The sequence below is a fragment of the Paracoccus sp. 08 genome (assembly GCF_024105395.1).
Classification (GTDB): Bacteria; Pseudomonadota; Alphaproteobacteria; order Rhodobacterales; family Rhodobacteraceae; genus Paracoccus; species Paracoccus marcusii.
In genome coordinates, this window is record NZ_WEKR01000018.1 from 88,493 (window position 1) to 105,013 (window position 16,521).

Here is a 16,521-nt window from a genome sequence, read left to right on the forward strand (position 1 = left end):
CGCGTCTTAACGGTACAGTTCGGCCGCGGCCGGAAAGCTGCGGTCACGGACCGCGGCCGCATAGGCGGCGATGGCCTGGTCGGCCTCTTTGCCCAGTTCCCCGAAACGGCGGACAAAGCGCGGAACGCGACCCGACAGGCCCAGCATGTCGTCCAGCACCAGGATCTGCCCGTCGCAGCGCGCGCTGGCGCCGATGCCGATGGTCGGCACGGCGATGGCATCGGTGATCTGATCGGCCAAGGCCTCCATCACCCCCTCGACCACGACGCTGAACGCGCCCGCATCGGCGACGGCGCGGGCATCCGCGACGAAGGCGGGCCAGGTGGCCGGATCGCGGCCCTGCGTCTTGAAGCCGCCCATCGTGTTCGTGGCCTGCGGCGTCAGGCCGACATGAGCCATGACCGGGATGCCGCGGTCGACCAGAAAGCGGATGGTGGGGGCCATGCGGGCGCCCCCCTCCAGCTTGACGGCGCCGGCGCTGGTCTGGGCCATCACGCGGGCGGCGTTGCGGAACGCCTGTTCCGGCGATTCCTCATAACTTCCGAAGGGCATGTCGATGACGACCATGGCGCGGTCGGACCCGCGCATGACGGCCTGGCCGTGCAGGATCATCATCTCCAGCGTGACCCCGATCGTCGAAGGCAGGCCGTGGACCACCATGCCCAGGCTGTCGCCCACCAGGATCACATCGGCATGGGCATCGACCATTGCCGCCATCGGCGCGGTATAGGCGGTCAGCGCAACGATGGGGGCCGCACCCTTGCGGTCGGCGATCTGGGGGGCGGTGACGCGGCGGACGGGAGCTTGCGCGGACATGGGTCGGCCTTTCAAGGGGATGCGCGGGGCCGCGCGGGTCAGGGATGGGCGGTGCGCTGATCGATCAGCAGCACGTCGCCGAAACGGACGGCCAGCAGGATCGCCACCGGACCGCCCACCACGGCGATGCGTGACAGATCGCGCGCGTCGCGGATGTCGATCGAGCGGATGTCGGCCCGCGGTTCCGTGGACAGGATCGCGCGGATCTGGCGGCGCAGCAGGCTGACGGGCGTGCCCATCGCGACCGATTCCGCCGCATGGTTCAGCGCACGGGCCAGCACCGGGGCGGCTGCGCGATCCTCGGCCGTCAGGCGCTGGTTGCGCGAGGACATGGCCAGCCCGTCGGGTTCGCGCACGGTGGGCACGGGCAGGATGGACACGGGAATGTCCAGGTCCTCGACCATGCGGGTGATCAGGGTCAGCTGCTGATAGTCCTTTTCGCCGAAGGCCGCGGCCTGGGGCTGGACGATGTTGAACAGCTTGGTGACCACGGTAGCCACGCCGCGGAAATGGCCAGGGCGCAGGCGGCCCATCAGGATGCCGCCCAACTGCGTCACCTGCACATGGGTCTGCGCGCCGGGGCGCCAGATGTCGGAGGCCTGCGGCAGGAACGCCGCGTCGCAACCGGCCTCGCGCAGCAGGTCCAGGTCCTGCGCTTCCTGCCGGGGATACTTGTCCAGATCCTCGTTCGGGCCGAACTGCGCGGGGTTCACGAAGATCGAGGTCACCACCCGGCCGCCGCCCTGCCGGTCCAGCCAGTCGCGGGCCCGCGCGACCAAGGTCAGGTGGCCCTGATGCAGCGCGCCCATCGTCGGCACCAGGGCTATGCGGCCCGCGTCCCGGCGCCAGGCGCGCATGGCGTCGGTGCTGCGGCAGATGTCCATGGTGCCCCCTTGTTGGCGTGGGCCGCAACCTAGCGACGGGGGCGGGTCTGGGCAAGGCCATGTCGTTTTTCGCCCGCAGATGTCGGGCGCCTTTGACGCGGCGTTTCACCGATGGGGCATCACAGGCGAAACGGTTCCAACAGGAGAGCGCGATGACGTCGCATGTGAAGGTTCTGGTCGTGGGCGGGGGCGCGGTCGGATGCGGCATCGCGCTGCATCTGGCGCGCGCGGGCTGGGACACGCTGCTGGTCGAACGCGACGAGCTGACCGCCGGATCGACCTGGCACGCGGCGGGGCTGCTGCCCCTGTTCAACATGGGCTATGCGACCAGCCATATCCACGATTACTCGGTCAAGCTCTATGCCGGGCTGGAGGCCGAGACGGGGCTGAACGCGGGCTTCACCCGCTGCGGCAACCTGCGCATGGCGCAGACGGATGCGCGGATGGACGAATACATGCTGTATTCCGCCACCGCCGAGACGATCGGGATCGAGCATCAGTTCCTGACCCCCGCCCAGATCAAGGAGCGCTGGCCGCTGGTGCGCACCGAGGACCTGAAGGGCGCACTGTTCCACCCGACCGACGGATACATCAACCCCGCCGACGTGACGCAGGCCATGGCCAAGGGCGCGCGGATGGCGGGCTGCCGGATCGAGCGCAAGATCCAGGTGAACGCCTATCGCTGGACCGGCAGCGAATGGGTCGTGACGGTGGAAAAGATGGTGGATCGCGGCGGCAACTTGATCCCGTCCGGAGAGGTCTATGACATCCACGCAGAACATGTGGTGACTGCGACCGGCAACCACGCACAGCGCACGGCCAAGCTGCTGGGCATCAAGATCCCCGCCATCCCGGTCGAACACCAGTTCATCGTGACCGAGCCGGACCCCGCGCTGATGCGCTGGCGCGCCGAAGGCAACCCCGAGCATCCGGTCCTGCGCGATGCCGATGCCAAGTGGTATGTCCGCGAGGAGCGCGGCGGCTGGATCCTGGGCCCCTATGAGAAGGGCGCACCCGCGCGCTTCGAATACGGCGTGCCGGACAGCTTCCGCGCCGACCTGTTCCCCCTGGACCTGGAGCGGATCGAGGAGGAGTACATGGCGATGATCCACCGGATTCCGACCTCGGAGACGGTGGGTCTGAAGGACGACTTCAACGGCCCGATCTGCTATACGCCCGACGGCAACCCGCTGGTCGGCCCCGCGCCGGGCCTGCGCAACATGTGGCTGGCCGAGGGGTTCAGCTTTGGCATCACCGCAGCCGGGGGCGTGGGCCATTACCTGGCGCAGATGATGACCGAGGGCGAGGCCGAGATCGACATGGCCTCGCTGGACCCCCGCCGGTTCGGGTCCTGGATGACCACGGAATACGCCGCCCGCAAGAACGAGGAGGCCTATGACCACGTCTTCATCCTGCACCATCCCGACGAGGAGCGGCCCGCCTGCCGCCCCCTGCGTACATCCCCGGCCTATGACCGGCAGGCGGCGCATGGCGCGCAGTTCGGGCATGTGAACGGGTGGGAACGCCCGAACTACTACGCGCCCGAGGGCTTTGACGACCATGACAGCCGCAGCTTCCGTCGCGGCGGCTGGTGGCAATACGCCAAGGCCGAAGCAGAGGCCGTGCGCCAGACGGCAGGCCTGGTCGATGCGACGGCCTTCGCCAAGCACACCGTCACCGGGCCGGGGGCGACGGCATTCCTGGACTGGCTGACCACCAACAAGCTGCCCAAGGTGGGGCGGATCAACCTGACCTATGCGCTGACCGATGCAGGCACGGTGCGGACCGAATACACCATCGTACGGCGTGGAGAGGAGGACTATTACCTGGTCAGCGCCGGGGCATGGACCGATTACGACCGCGACAACTTTGTGAAGTCGGCGCAGGATTTCATGGCCGCCGGGGGCGAGTACGTCCATGTGCAGGACGTGACCACGCAATGGGGCGTCTTTGCCCTGGCAGGGCCTGAGAGCCGGAACATCCTGGCCCGGATGATCCGTGACGCGGAACCTGCGACCGCCCTGTCGAACAAGCGCTTTCCGTGGCTGTCGATGCGCAACATCGAGCTGGGCATGGTACCGGTCATGGCCATCCGCGTCGCCTATACCGGCGAGCTGGGATGGGAGCTGCACCACCCGATCGAGATGCAGAACCACCTGTTCGACAAGCTGATCGCCGCCGGAGAGCCGTCCGGCATGAAGCTGGTCGGCGCTCGGGCTCAGAACTGGCTGCGCCAGGAGAAGTCGTACCGCGCCTTCGGCACCGAACTGGGCCGGGATGCGACGCCGCTGGAGGCGGGGTTGGACCGATTCGTGGACCTGGGCAAGGAGTTCCGCGGCAAGGCCGCGATGCAGGCCAAGGGGATCCGGTCCACCTGTGTCACGCTGCTGATCGACGGGCCGGCGGATGCGGACCCCTGGGGCCGCGAGGCGCTGTTCCTGGACGGGGAAAAGATCGGGCGCCTGACCTCGGGTGGCTATTCGGCGGCCTTCGGCAAGCAGATCGGCATGGGCTATGTCCGCCCCGACCTGGCGACGCCCGGCACCAAGCTTCAGGTGCGGATGTTCCGCGAGCTGTATGACGCGGTGGTGACCGAGGACAGCCCGCACGACCCGCAGAACGCCCGCATTCGCGTCGACGGCTGACAAGGTTGCGCAGGCGGTCCCCCGTGATCGCCTGCGCACGGACGCCAAGGGTGCCGATGGTTGAATAGGCCTATGTCGTCACCGATTGATCGGCGTACGGGGCAGCGGGACTGACCATGGTCGCCGCATCCGGCGGATCATCCTCCGCGTGCCAACAAAGGCTGCTTGTGCACCCGGAATCACCCAGACCATTGTAACAGGCAATCATGATGGAATTCGGGCTATTGCCGCCTGATGCCAAGCCGCAGGCCATAAATGACAAAGGCCAGACCCGAAGGTCTGGCCTTTTGTTTTTGGAGCGGGCGAGGCGATTCGAACGCCCGACCCTAACCTTGGCAAGGTTATGCTCTACCCCTGAGCTACGCCCGCACTCCAGTTCCTCTTGCGATCCGTTTCACCGTCTCGCCTTCGGTGAGCGGGTGTTTACGAAAGCCCGCCGGGGGGTGCAAGAGGAAAAAACGCACCATCGGCGATTTTCTTTTGCATCCCCTGCCCTACTCCGCGGCGCGGCTGCGGGCGGGGTTCAGCATGGGTCCAAGGTAGCGCCCGGTATGGCTAGCCTCGACCTGCGCGACGTCCTCTGGCGTGCCTGCCGCCACGATCACCCCGCCACCATCGCCGCCCTCGGGGCCGATGTCGATGATCCAGTCCGCCGTCTTGATGACGTCCAGATTATGCTCGATCACGATGACCGAATTGCCTTGGTCGACCAGTTCGTGCAGCACCTCCAGCAGCTTGCGGACATCCTCGAAATGCAGACCGGTCGTCGGCTCGTCCAGGATATACAGCGTGCGGCCTGTGGACCGGCGAGACAGCTCCTTGGACAGCTTGACGCGCTGCGCCTCGCCACCCGACAGGGTCGTCGCCTGCTGGCCCACCTTGATGTAGCCGAGGCCCACCTGCATCAGCGCGTCCATCTTCTCGCGGATCGAGGGGACGGCGCTGAAGAATTCCTGCGCGTCCTCCACGGTCATGTCCAGCACATCGGCGATGGACTTGCCCTTGAACTGCACCTCCAGCGTCTCGCGATTATAGCGCTTGCCCTTGCAGGTCTCGCACTCGACATAGACGTCGGGCAGGAAATGCATCTCGATCTTGATGACACCGTCGCCCTGGCAGGCCTCGCAGCGGCCCCCCTTGACGTTGAAGCTGAACCGACCCGGCTTGTAACCGCGCGCCTTGGCCTCGGGCAGGCCCGCGAACCAGTCGCGGATGGGCGTGAAGGCGCCGGTATAGGTCGCCGGGTTCGACCGCGGCGTGCGCCCGATAGGGCGCTGGTCGATGTCGATGACCTTGTCCAGATGCTCGAGCCCCCGGATCGTCTCGCAGGGTGCGGGGGTCTGGCGGGCGCCGTTCAGGCGCAGGGATGCGGTCTTGAACAGCGTCTCGATGGTCAGGGTGGACTTGCCGCCCCCCGACACGCCCGACACGCAGACGAAGCGGCCCAGCGGGAATTCGGCGGTGACGTCTTTCAGGTTGTTGCCGGTCGCCTTGACCACGGTGACCTTCTTGCCGTTGCCCTTGCGGCGGGTCTCGGGGACCTCGATCGCGCGCTTGCCGGACAGATACTGGCCGGTCAGGCTGTTCGGATCGGCGGCGATTTCCGCGGGCGTGCCCTTGCTGACGACCGTGCCGCCATGCACCCCCGCCCCCGGCCCCATGTCAAAGACATAGTCGGCATGGCGGATCGCATCCTCGTCATGCTCGACCACCAACACCGAGTTGCCCTGGTCGCGCAGGTTCATCAGCGTGGTCAGCAACCGGTCGTTGTCGCGCTGGTGCAGGCCGATGGACGGCTCGTCCAGAACGTACAGCACGCCCGTCAGGCCCGACCCGATCTGGCTGGCCAAGCGAATGCGCTGGCTTTCGCCGCCAGACAGCGTGCCCGCCGCGCGCGACAGGGTCAGATAGTTCAGGCCCACATTGACCAGGAATCCCAGCCGCTCGCGGATCTCCTTGAGGATTGCGGCGGCGATCTCGGCCTTCTGCTTGGACAGGTGGTTCGGCGCGTCGGTGATCCAGTCCAGCGCCTCCTGGATCGACAGCTGCACGACCTCGCCCACGTGGTTGCCGGCGATCTTGACCGCCAGCGCCTCGGGCTTCAGGCGATAGCCTCCGCAGGCGCCGCAGGGGCGGTTGTTCTGATAACGCTCGAACTCCTCGCGCACCCAGGCGCTGTCGGTCTCGCGCAGGCGGCGTTCCATGTTGGGAATCACGCCCTCGAAGACGCGGCTGATCTCATAGACACGGCCGGCGTCGTCGAAGCGGAACTTGATCTCGTCCTTGCCCGACCCGCGTAGGAACATCTGCTGGACGCTGTCGGGCAGATCCTTCCACGGGGTCTTCTTGTCAAAGCCGTAATGCTTGGCCAGCGCGTTGATGGTCTGGGTCAGGTAGGCCGACTTGGTCTTGGCCCAAGGCACGATCGCGCCCTTGTCCACCGACAGGGCCGCATCGGGCACGACCAGGCGGTCGTCGAAGAACAGCTCGACCCCCAGACCGTCACAGACCGGGCAGGCGCCGAACGGCGCGTTGAACGAAAACAGCCGCGGCTCGATCTCGGGGATGGTGAAGCCGCTGACGGGGCATGCGAACTTCTCGGAGAAGGTCAGGCGCTCGGGTTCGCCCTCGGCCCCCTCCTCCTGCGCCAGCTCCAGATGGGCGATGCCGTCGGCCAGGTTCAGCGCGGTGCGCAGACTGTCTGCCAGCCGCGTCTCCAGCCCCTCGCGCACGACGATGCGGTCGACCACGATATCGATGTTGTGGCGGAACTTCTTGTCCAGGGTCGGCGCGTCGTCCAGGTCGTGGAAGGTGCCGTTGATCTTGACCCGCTGAAAGCCCTGGCGGCGCAGCTCGGCCAGCTCCTTCTTGTACTCGCCCTTGCGGTCGCGGACGATGGGGGCCAGCAGATAGGCGCGCGTCCCTTCGGGCAGGGCCATGGTGCGGTCGACCATGTCCTGGACCTGCTGCGCCTCGATCGGCAGGCCGGTCACGGGGGAATAAGGCGTCCCGGCGCGCGCAAACAGCAGACGCAGATAGTCGTAGATCTCGGTGACCGTGCCCACGGTGGAACGCGGGTTCTTGGAGGTCGTCTTCTGCTCGATGCTGATTGCGGGGGACAGGCCGCTGATATGGTCGACATCGGGCTTGCCCATCATGTCCAGGAACTGGCGCGCATAGGCCGACAGGCTTTCGACATAGCGGCGCTGCCCCTCGGCATAGACCGTGTCGAAGGCCAGGGACGACTTGCCGGACCCCGACAGACCGGTGATCACCACCAGCTGATCGCGGGGGATATCCATGTCGACATTTTTCAGATTGTGTTCGCGCGCGCCGCGAACCTCGATGAACTTCTGTTCCATACGTGCCCCTCTGACCAGTCGCATCAGATAGGGACGCTTGGGCGAAAAGCAAGTTCCATCTGCGAACGAAGGCGGAACATCGCTGCGGCACCGTAACATCTGCTGCGTGGCCTATCAGCTTTTGGTCGCAGATCGCGGGGCGGAGGCTTCTGGTTATCGCTAACACTTGCGCTGCATCGCAGCACGGATAGGATGCTTGGCAACGAGGAAGGGGGCTTGGCATGTTCAAGAAGATTTTGGTGGCGAACCGGGGCGAGATTGCCATTCGCGTGATGCGCGCGGCCAACGAGCTGGGCAAGAAGACGGTCGCCGTCTATGCCGAGGAGGACAAGCTGGGCCTGCACCGCTTCAAGGCGGACGAGGCCTATCGCATCGGCGAGGGGCTGGGACCGGTCGCGGCCTATCTGTCCATCCCCGAAATCATCCGCGTGGCCAAGCTGTCGGGMGCCGACGCGATCCATCCGGGATACGGCCTGCTGTCGGAAAACCCCGATTTCGTCGATGCCTGCACGGCGGCCGGCATCACCTTCATCGGTCCGCGCGCCGACACGATGCGCGCGCTTGGCGACAAGGCCAGCGCGCGGCGCGTGGCGATCGAGGCGGGCGTGCCGGTGATCCCCGCGACCGAGGTGCTGGGCGAGGATTTCGACGCCATCAAGCGTGAGGCGGCGGAGGTCGGCTATCCGCTGATGCTGAAGGCGTCCTGGGGCGGTGGCGGGCGCGGCATGCGCCCGATCAACAGCGAGGCCGAGCTAGTCGAGAAGGTCCGCGAGGGTCGCCGCGAGGCCGAGGCCGCCTTCGGCAATGGCGAGGGTTATCTGGAGAAGATGATCCTGCGCGCCCGCCATGTCGAGGTGCAGCTGCTGGGCGACACGCATGGTGGCCTGTATCACCTGTATGAACGCGACTGCACCGTGCAGCGCCGCAACCAGAAGGTCGTCGAACGCGCCCCCGCCCCCTACCTAACCGAGGACCAGCGTGCCGAGGTCTGTGGCTTGGCGCTGAAGATCGGGCAGGCGGTCGGCTATCAGAACGCCGGCACGGTCGAGTTCCTGATGGATATGGACAGCCAGCAGTTCTACTTCATCGAGGTGAACCCCCGCGTCCAGGTCGAGCATACCGTGACCGAGGAGGTCACCGGCATCGACATCGTGCAAAGCCAGATCCGCATCGCCGAAGGCGAGACGCTGGCCGATGCCACGGGCCATGCCAGCCAGGCCGACATCACCCTGTCGGGCCACGCCCTGCAATGCCGGGTGACCACGGAAGACCCGCAGAACAACTTCATCCCCGATTACGGCCGCATCACCGCCTATCGGTCGGCCACCGGCATGGGCATCCGCCTGGACGGCGGCACGGCCTATTCGGGGGGCGTCATCACGCGCTATTACGATTCGCTGCTGGTCAAGGTCACGGCCTGGGCGCAGACCCCCGACCAGGCGATCCGCCGCATGGACCGCGCGCTGCGCGAGTTCCGGGTGCGCGGCGTCAGCACCAACATCGACTTCGTCATCAACCTGCTGAAACATCCGACCTTTCTGGACGACACCTACACGACCAAGTTCATCGACACGACCGACGATCTTTTCGACTTCAAGAAGCGTCAGGACCGCGCGACCAAGATCCTGACCTATCTGGCCGACATCAGCGTGAACGGGCACCCCGAGACCGCGGGCCGCGCCCTGCCCCCGGCCCAGGCCCGCGCGCCGGTCCCACCTGCCCCCAAGGCCGCTCCTGCGCCCGGCACCCGCCAGCTGCTGGAGACCAAGGGCGCCCAAGCCGTGGCCGACTGGATGGCCGCCCAGACCCAGCTGCTGATCACCGACACCACGATGCGCGACGGGCACCAGTCGCTGCTGGCGACACGGATGCGGTCGATCGACATGATCCGCGTGGCCCCCAGCTATGCCGCGGACCTGCCGCAGCTGTTCAGCGTGGAATGCTGGGGGGGCGCGACCTTCGACGTGGCCTATCGCTTCCTGCAGGAATGCCCCTGGCAGCGCCTGCGCGACATCCGCGCGCAGATGCCCAACCTGATGACGCAGATGCTGCTGCGCGCGTCGAATGGGGTGGGTTACACCAACTATCCCGACAACGTGGTGCAGTTCTTCGTGAAACAGGCCGCCGAGACCGGGGTCGATGTGTTCCGCGTCTTTGACAGCCTGAACTGGGTCGAGAACATGCGCGTCGCGATGGACGCCGTGATCGAGTCGGGCAAGATCTGTGAAGGCACGGTCTGCTATACCGGCAACATGCTGGACCCCGACCGGTCCAAATACGACCTGCAGTATTACGTGAAAACCGCGCAGGAGTTGAAGGCCGCGGGCGCGCATGTGCTGGGCCTGAAGGACATGGCAGGCCTGCTGAAGCCGCCCGCCGCCCGCATCCTGATCAAGGCCCTGAAGGAGGAGGTCGGCCTGCCGATCCACTTCCACACCCACGACACCAGCGGCATGGGCGGTGCCACCATCCTGGCCGCCGCCGATGCGGGCGTCGATGCCGTCGATTGCGCGATGGACGCGCTGTCGGGCAACACCAGCCAGCCGACCTTGGGGTCGGTGGTCGAGGCGCTGGCCCACACCGACCGCGACACCGGCCTGGACATCGGCGCCGTGCGCGCGATCAGCAACTATTGGGAACGCGTGCGCGAAAGCTATGCAGCGTTCGAATCGGGCCTGCAATCCCCGGCGTCCGAGGTCTATCTGCATGAGATGCCCGGCGGGCAGTTCACCAACCTGAAATCCCAGGCCCGCAGCATAGGGCTGGAGGATCGCTGGCACGAGGTGGCGCAGGCCTATGCCGACGTGAACCGCATGTTCGGCGACATCGTCAAGGTCACGCCTTCGTCCAAGGTCGTGGGCGACATGGCGCTGATGATGGTATCCCAGAACCTGACGCCGGACGATGTGACGAACCCCGATCGCGACATGTCCTTTCCCGATTCGGTCGTGGACATGATGCGCGGAAATCTGGGCCAGCCTCCCGGCGGCTGGCCCCACGCGATCCAGGCCAAGGTGCTCAAGGGAGAGGTCCCGATCACCGACCGCCCCGGTGCCCATCTGGAGCCCGTCGACCTGGAGGCCGAGCGCGCCAAGCTGTCAGAGATGCTGGACGGCAAGACCATCGACGATGAGGATCTGAACGGATACCTGATGTATCCCAAGGTCTTCACCGACTACATGCAGCGCCATGAGACCTATGGCCCGGTGCGCACCCTGCCGACCCGCACCTTCTTCTACGGCATGGAGCCGGGCGATGAGATCAGCGTCGAGATCGACCCCGGCAAGACGCTGGAGGTCCGCCTGCTGACCCTGGGAGAGACCGACGAGACCGGCCAGATGAAGGTCTTCTTCGAACTGAACGGCCAGCCGCGTCAGGTCCGCGTTCCGAACCGCTCCGCCACAGGCACGCAGGCGGCGCGCCCCAAGGCCGATGCCGCGAACCCCGGCCATGTCGGCGCGCCGATGCCGGGCGTCGTGGCGTCCGTCGGCGTCGCCCAGGGCGCTCAAGTCAAGCAGGGCGATCTGCTGCTGACGATCGAGGCGATGAAGATGGAGACCGGCCTGCACGCCGACCGCGACGGCACCATCAAGGCGCTGCATGTCGGCCCCGGCCAGCAGATCGACGCCAAAGACCTCCTGGTCGAGATCGAATGAGCCGCAGGGCCGGGGGACGCCGCCCCGGCCCCGCACGACCGCGCCGCGTCAGCGGCGCCTCAGGCCCGGGCGGCAGCACGCCGACCATCGGTCGGCACCCCCGCCCCGGCCTGTCACACCGTCAACCGTCACAGCGCTGGTAAAGGCGCGTGCCGCCCGCATCAGTCAGGCGCAGCACCGCCCCCTCCATCGTGGCGCTGACGGCACGCGTGTCCGTCATGCCCTCGCTGGAACAGCTCAGCGTCATCGCCCCGTCCGCCCCCACAGCACTGCGCGTGCAGCGTGCCTCGTAGAACCGCCAGCTTTCCCCCGCCAGCGTCAGCCGCGTCTCCGAGGCCGGATCCCCGCAGGCCTCGGCCCGCAGATCATAGGTCCCGTCGACCAGCGCCGCGCCGCCTTGCGCGGGGGGCGGCACGGCGCCGCCGCCGGTCTCGGTCTTGCAGGCCGCGAGGGCCAGCGCCGCCATCAGGGCGGCGGGCAGGATGGGGGTCATGGGTCTTCTCCTTCTTCCTGTCGCGCGGGCCTCAGTCCAGCCCGCGCCCTTTCAGCAGGGCATCGACGCCCGGCATGCGGCCCCGAAAGGCCATCCACAGCTGATCCGCCGGGGCAGACCCGCCCTTGGACAGGATCGTCTCTTCCAGCCGCCGCGCCGTTGCGGGGTCGAAGATGTCGCCCGTCTCGGCGAAGGCCGCAAAGGCATCCGCGTCCATCACCTCGGACCACATGTAGCTGTAATAGCCCGCCGCATAGCTGTCGCCCGCAAAGACATGCGCGAAATGCGGCGTCGCATGACGCATGGGGATCGCCGCCGGCGCCTCCAGCCCCTTCAGCACCTCGGCCTGTCGTGCCATCGGATCCGCGGCAGGCGCACCCTCATGGAAGGCCAGGTCCACCAGCGCGCTCTCCAGATATTCCACGGTCGAGAACCCTGCCCCGGCCTTGCCCGCCGCCAGCATCCGGTCGCGCAGATCGGCGGGCAGGACATCACCGGTCTCATGGTGGCGCGCATGGGCATCCAGCACCGCGGGCTGCTCCAGCCAGTGTTCATAAAGCTGGCTGGGCAGTTCCACGAAATCCTGCGCAACCGAGGTCCCCGAGATCGAGGGCCAGGTCACGTCCGACAGGATGTGATGCGTCGCGTGGCCGAATTCGTGGAACAGCGTGCGCGCATCGTCCCAGGACAGGAAGGCCGGCCCACCCGGCTGGTCCGGCGGGGTGAAGTTGCAGACGTTGACCACGATCGGCCTCTGACCGTCACCGATCTTGTGCTGCATCTGCAGGGCCGAACACCACGCCCCCGACCGCTTGGACGGCCGCGCGAAATAGTCGCCCACAAAGACGGCCATCAGCTGATCGCCGCGGGTGATCCGCCAGGCGCGCACGTCGGGCGCCCAGAGCGGCGCCTCCAGCGGCTGGAACTCCAGGCCGAACAGGCGATGCGCGACGTCGAAGACCGCACCCAGCATCGCGTCCAGCGTCAGATAGGGGGCCACGTCATCGGCGTCGAAATCATGCGCGCGGGCGCGATGCCGTTCGGCATAGAGGCGCCAGTCCCAAGCCTCCAGAGGACCGTTGACGCCGTCCTCGTGCAGCATTTGGGCCAGCACCTGCTGATCGGACAGCGCGCGGGCGCGCGCCGCGGTCCAGACCTGGGACAGCAGGTCGCGCACGCGGTCGGGCGTCGCCGCCATCTGCGTCTCCAGCTTGTAGCTGGCGAAATCGGCATAGCCCAACAGCTGCGCGCGCTCATGGCGCAGGGCCAGGATCTCGGAGACCAGCGGCAGGTTGTCGGTCGCCGCGCCGCCTGCCCCCGAACCCGACCCGCGCGCGGTCCAGGCCCGGAACGCCGTCTCGCGCAGCGCGCGGTCCTGGGCATGTTCCAGGAAGGGGACGATCAACGAACGGTTCAGCGTCACCACCTGCCCCGTCATGCCGCGTTCGCGCGCCGCCGCCCGCATGGCACGGACCAGCCAGTCGGGCAGACCCGCCAGGGCGTCGTCGGCCACGGGCAGGACATAATCACGTTCGTCCGTCAGCACGTTCTGGGTGAACTCGGTGGTCAGCACGGCCAACCGGGCGCGGATCTGGGCCATGCGGGCGCGGCCCGCCTCGTCCAAGCCCGCCCCGGCCCGCGTCAGGTCGCGCAGCGCCAGTTCCGTGATGCGCCGATCCTCGGGCGAAAGGCCGTCGGCGGCGGCCGCCACGGCGCGCACGCGGGCGTACAGACGCGGATCCATGCTGATCCGGCTGCCGTATTCGGCAAGCCTGGGGGCAAAATCACGCTGCAGCGCCTGGCGCGCGTCGTTCGAATCGACCCCGGCCAAGGTGTAGAACACCGAAAGGACGCGGTTCAGATCCTCGTCCGCGGTCTCCATCGCCGCGATGGTGTTGGCAAAGTCGGGCGCGTCGGGGTTGGCGGCGATCGCCTCGTTCGCGGCTTCGGCCGCGGCCAGCGCCTGGTCAAAGGCGGGGGCGAAATCCGTGTCGTGGATCAGGTCGAAACGCGGCAGGCCTTCGGGGCCGGTCCAGCGGGTCAGTTGCGGGTTCATCAAGACCTCCTGTCGTCGACAGGCAGCCTAGGGTTGCGCCGCGCCGGGTTCCAGCGCCGATTGCGCCCCGCAGACCGGACAGGCCGGGTCCTGCGCGCAGGCGATCGTCCGGGTTTCGCCATAGAGCCCGTCGAACAGCATCATCCTGCCGCGCAGGCCCTGGCCCGCGCCGGTCAGGTGCTTGATCGCCTCCAGCGCCATCAGGCTGCCGATCACGCCGGGCAGCGCGCCGACCACCCCCGCCTCGGCGCAGGGGGCGTCGCGTTCAGGGGCCACGGGGAACAGGCAGGCCATGCAGGGCCCGCCGCGGGCCGGGTCGAACAAGGTCACCTGCCCCTCCCATTGGCCGATGGCGCCCGACAGCAGGGGCACGCCCGCCGCCACGCAGGCCCGGTTGATCGCGGCGCGGCCCGCGAAACTGTCGGTGCCGTCGATGACCAGATCATGTCCCGCGATCAGGTCGCTGTCGCCTTCGGTGATGCGGCGGATCAGGGGCGTCACGTCCAGATGCGGGTTCAGCCGCAGCATCGCCTCGGCCGCGGCATAGGCCTTGGGTTCGCCGCGCAGATCGTCGCGAAAGATCACCTGGCGCTGCAGGTTGGACAGGCTGACCGTGTCGTCATCCGCCAGCGTGATCCGCCCAACCCCGGCTGCAGCCAGGTACAGGCAGACGGGCGAGCCCAGCCCCCCTGCCCCGACGACCAGCACCCGCGCGTCCTTCAGCCGCATCTGACCCGCACCGCCGATCTGGTGCAGGACCAGATGGCGGGCATAGCGGTCCAGCTCTGCGTCCGACAGCCCGGCATCGCGGGTCACGGGGGCGGGCGCGGGCGTGGCCTGAACGCGCAGTCGCGCCAGCAGCCGGCGATAGCCGATGACCAGCATCACCACCGCGCCCAGAACCAGCCAGCCCGCCGCGCTGCCACCAAGGGCGGCGGCGGCACCGCTCCCCGGCGCGATCACCTGGAGCGACAGCATGCCAACCCACAGGATCCCCACCATCAGCAGCACCACCTGGCGTGGCAGATGCAGCACCCGGCCCAAAATCAGCAGCATCACGATCAGGAAGACGCCGGTCACAGCCCCGCCCCCCCGGTGGAACCGAACCCGCCCTGCCCGCGCACGGTGTCGTCCAGCGCGTCGACCAGATCGAACCGGGCCTGCGGCGCGGGGGCCACCACCATCTGGGCGATCCGGTCGCCGTGGCGGATGGTGAACGGCGCATCGCCAAGGTTCAGCACGATCACCCCCAGGGGGCCGCGATAGTCGCAGTCGATGGTGCCGGGGCTGTTGGGCAGGGTCAGGCCGTGCTTCAGGGCCAGCCCGGACCGGGGGCGGACCTGGACCTCCCACCCCTGCGGGATGGCCAGGGCCAGCCCGGTGGGGATCAGCGCGCGGCCCATCGGCGGCAGGGTCACCCCCTGCAGCCGGTCCGCGGGGGCCAGGTTCGCGCACAGGTCGGCCCCCGCCGCCCCCGCCGTCTGATAGGACGGCAGCGGAAGGGCGGGGTCGGCATCGGGAAGGCGCATCACGCGCAGGACGGGCTGGTGGGTCATGCCCCTATCCATGCAACGCAAAAGGCCGCGCGGCAATGCCGCACGGCCTTTCAGCATGTCGCAGGCGGGATGGATCAGCGCGGAGCGATCATCATCACCATCTGGCGACCTTCCAGCTTGGGCATGGTCTCGACCTTGCCGGCCTCTCCGACGTCGTCGCGGACGCGGTGCAGCAGTTCCAGGCCAAGATCCTGGTGGGCCATCTCGCGGCCGCGGAAGCGCAGGGTCACCTTGACCTTGTCGCCGCCTTCCAGGAACTTCAGCACGCTGCGCATCTTGACGTCATAGTCGTGGGTATCGGTTCCCGGACGGAACTTGATCTCCTTGACCTCGATGACCTTCTGCTTCTTGCGGGCCTCGGCCTCGCGTTTCTGCATCTCGTACTTGTACTTGCCGAGGTCCATGACCTTGCAGACCGGGGGGGCCGCGTTCGGCGAAATCTCGACCAGATCCAGCCCGGCATCCTGTGCCATCTGCATGCCGACCGACGGCGGCACGACGCCGATGTTTTCCCCTTCGGGACCGATCAGGCGGATTTCGGACACGCGGATGCGTTCGTTGGTGCGGGGACCGGTGTCACGTTGGGGCGGTGCGTTATGCGGGCGGCGGGCTATGGCGTTGCTCCTTTTATGGCCAATGCGAAGTGACAGGAAAATAAGGGCAACCGCGCCATTATTCAACCGGAATTGATCAGGACGGGGCGCAATTCGGCCCTACGGCGACCCGATCCGGGGGCAATCGGGGGGTGCGGCGCTTTTCCGGCGCGGGGGGCTGTGTCATAGAGTGTGCAAATGCCGTGAACATCAGGGGTCCATGATGCCGAAACTGTTGCCCATCGTCGTGATTCTGGTTCTGGCCGCGGGGGGCGCGTCATACCTGATGCAAGGCCGCACCGACGAACCCGTTGAGATGGCCCAGGCCCCCGAGGCCCAGACCGCGGCCCCCGACACCGTCGCGGGCGACGCCGCGCGCCTGGCCGACGATGCCGCCGACGCCGCACAGACCGCCGCGGAAACCGCGGACGAGGCCCCCGCGACAGAGGCGACGGACAGC

Annotated in this window: 10 protein-coding genes, 1 tRNA gene and 1 pseudogene; 3 read left to right on the top strand and 9 right to left on the bottom strand. The window is 67.6% G+C overall.

What is annotated here, in order from left to right:
• Nucleotides 1–6 precede the first annotated feature (6 nt).
• Nucleotides 7–816 carry a 3-methyl-2-oxobutanoate hydroxymethyltransferase gene (gene panB / locus GBO37_RS08510; protein ID WP_252928384.1) on the bottom strand — a complete coding sequence of 270 codons (810 nt, stop codon included), beginning with the start codon at nt 814–816 and terminating at the stop codon, nt 7–9.
• Between the two features lie 38 nt (nt 817–854).
• The gene (gene panC / locus GBO37_RS08515; protein ID WP_252928386.1) at nt 855–1,700 is read right to left on the bottom strand and encodes a pantoate--beta-alanine ligase; all 846 of its coding nucleotides are present in this window, start codon (nt 1,698–1,700) and stop codon (nt 855–857) included.
• A gap of 152 nt (nt 1,701–1,852) precedes the next feature.
• On the opposite strand from panC, the gene GBO37_RS08520 reads away from it, so the two are divergent.
• Nucleotides 1,853–4,345: an FAD-dependent oxidoreductase gene (locus GBO37_RS08520; protein WP_252928389.1), complete on the top strand. Its 2,493-nt coding sequence runs from the start codon at nt 1,853–1,855 to the stop codon at nt 4,343–4,345.
• 294 nt (nt 4,346–4,639) lie between these two features.
• Here GBO37_RS08520 and GBO37_RS08525 read toward each other — a convergent pair.
• Both GBO37_RS08525 and uvrA read right to left on the bottom strand, forming a co-directional pair.
• A tRNA-Gly gene (locus GBO37_RS08525) sits at nt 4,640–4,714 on the bottom strand.
• A 125-nt stretch (nt 4,715–4,839) separates the two neighbouring features.
• Nucleotides 4,840–7,707 (bottom strand): excinuclease ABC subunit UvrA, encoded by a 2,868-nt coding sequence (gene uvrA, locus GBO37_RS08530; protein ID WP_252928391.1) that lies wholly within the window; start codon nt 7,705–7,707, stop codon nt 4,840–4,842.
• 221 nt (nt 7,708–7,928) lie between these two features.
• Between uvrA and GBO37_RS08535 the strand changes: the two genes are divergently transcribed.
• Nucleotides 7,929–11,363 carry a pyruvate carboxylase gene (locus tag GBO37_RS08535; RefSeq protein ID WP_252928394.1) on the top strand — a complete coding sequence of 1,145 codons (3,435 nt, stop codon included), beginning with the start codon at nt 7,929–7,931 and terminating at the stop codon, nt 11,361–11,363.
• Nucleotides 11,364–11,484: 121 nt separating this feature from the next.
• Here GBO37_RS08535 and GBO37_RS08540 read toward each other — a convergent pair whose 3' ends face one another.
• The 5 genes from GBO37_RS08540 to infC form a co-directional block, all read right to left on the bottom strand.
• Nucleotides 11,485–11,856, bottom strand: coding sequence for a hypothetical protein (locus tag GBO37_RS08540; RefSeq protein ID WP_127898890.1), 372 nt, complete (start codon nt 11,854–11,856; stop codon nt 11,485–11,487).
• Between the two features lie 31 nt (nt 11,857–11,887).
• Nucleotides 11,888–13,912 (bottom strand): M3 family metallopeptidase, encoded by a 2,025-nt coding sequence (locus tag GBO37_RS08545; RefSeq protein WP_252928396.1) that lies wholly within the window; start codon nt 13,910–13,912, stop codon nt 11,888–11,890.
• 27 nt (nt 13,913–13,939) lie between these two features.
• Nucleotides 13,940–14,968 (bottom strand): HesA/MoeB/ThiF family protein, encoded by a 1,029-nt coding sequence (locus GBO37_RS08550; RefSeq protein WP_252928400.1) that lies wholly within the window; start codon nt 14,966–14,968, stop codon nt 13,940–13,942.
• Between the two features lie 20 nt (nt 14,969–14,988).
• Nucleotides 14,989–15,468 (bottom strand): dUTP diphosphatase, encoded by a 480-nt coding sequence (dut, locus tag GBO37_RS08555; protein WP_252928398.1) that lies wholly within the window; start codon nt 15,466–15,468, stop codon nt 14,989–14,991.
• A gap of 74 nt (nt 15,469–15,542) precedes the next feature.
• On the bottom strand, nt 15,543–16,082 hold the full coding sequence (gene infC / locus GBO37_RS08560; RefSeq protein WP_045999550.1) for a translation initiation factor IF-3: 540 nt from the start codon (nt 16,080–16,082) through the stop codon (nt 15,543–15,545).
• Between the two features lie 199 nt (nt 16,083–16,281).
• On the opposite strand from infC, the pseudogene GBO37_RS08565 reads away from it, so the two are divergent.
• Nucleotides 16,282–16,521 (top strand): annotated as a pseudogene (locus GBO37_RS08565) (hypothetical protein); the annotation flags it as partial.

Excerpts from the sequence above, each read along its gene's own strand:
- GBO37_RS08545 (WP_252928396.1), bottom strand. The coding sequence starts at position 13,912 with ATGAACCCGCAACTGACCCGCTGGACCGGCCCCGAAGGCCTGCCGCGT.
- panC (WP_252928386.1), bottom strand. The coding sequence starts at position 1,700 with ATGGACATCTGCCGCAGCACCGACGCCATGCGCGCCTGGCGCCGGGAC.
- uvrA (WP_252928391.1), bottom strand. The coding sequence starts at position 7,707 with ATGGAACAGAAGTTCATCGAGGTTCGCGGCGCGCGCGAACACAATCTG.
- GBO37_RS08550 (WP_252928400.1), bottom strand. The coding sequence starts at position 14,968 with ATGCTGCTGATTTTGGGCCGGGTGCTGCATCTGCCACGCCAGGTGGTG.
- dut (WP_252928398.1), bottom strand. The coding sequence starts at position 15,468 with ATGACCCACCAGCCCGTCCTGCGCGTGATGCGCCTTCCCGATGCCGAC.
- GBO37_RS08520 (WP_252928389.1), top strand. The coding sequence starts at position 1,853 with ATGACGTCGCATGTGAAGGTTCTGGTCGTGGGCGGGGGCGCGGTCGGA.
- panB (WP_252928384.1), bottom strand. The coding sequence starts at position 816 with ATGTCCGCGCAAGCTCCCGTCCGCCGCGTCACCGCCCCCCAGATCGCC.
- GBO37_RS08540 (WP_127898890.1), bottom strand. The coding sequence starts at position 11,856 with ATGACCCCCATCCTGCCCGCCGCCCTGATGGCGGCGCTGGCCCTCGCG.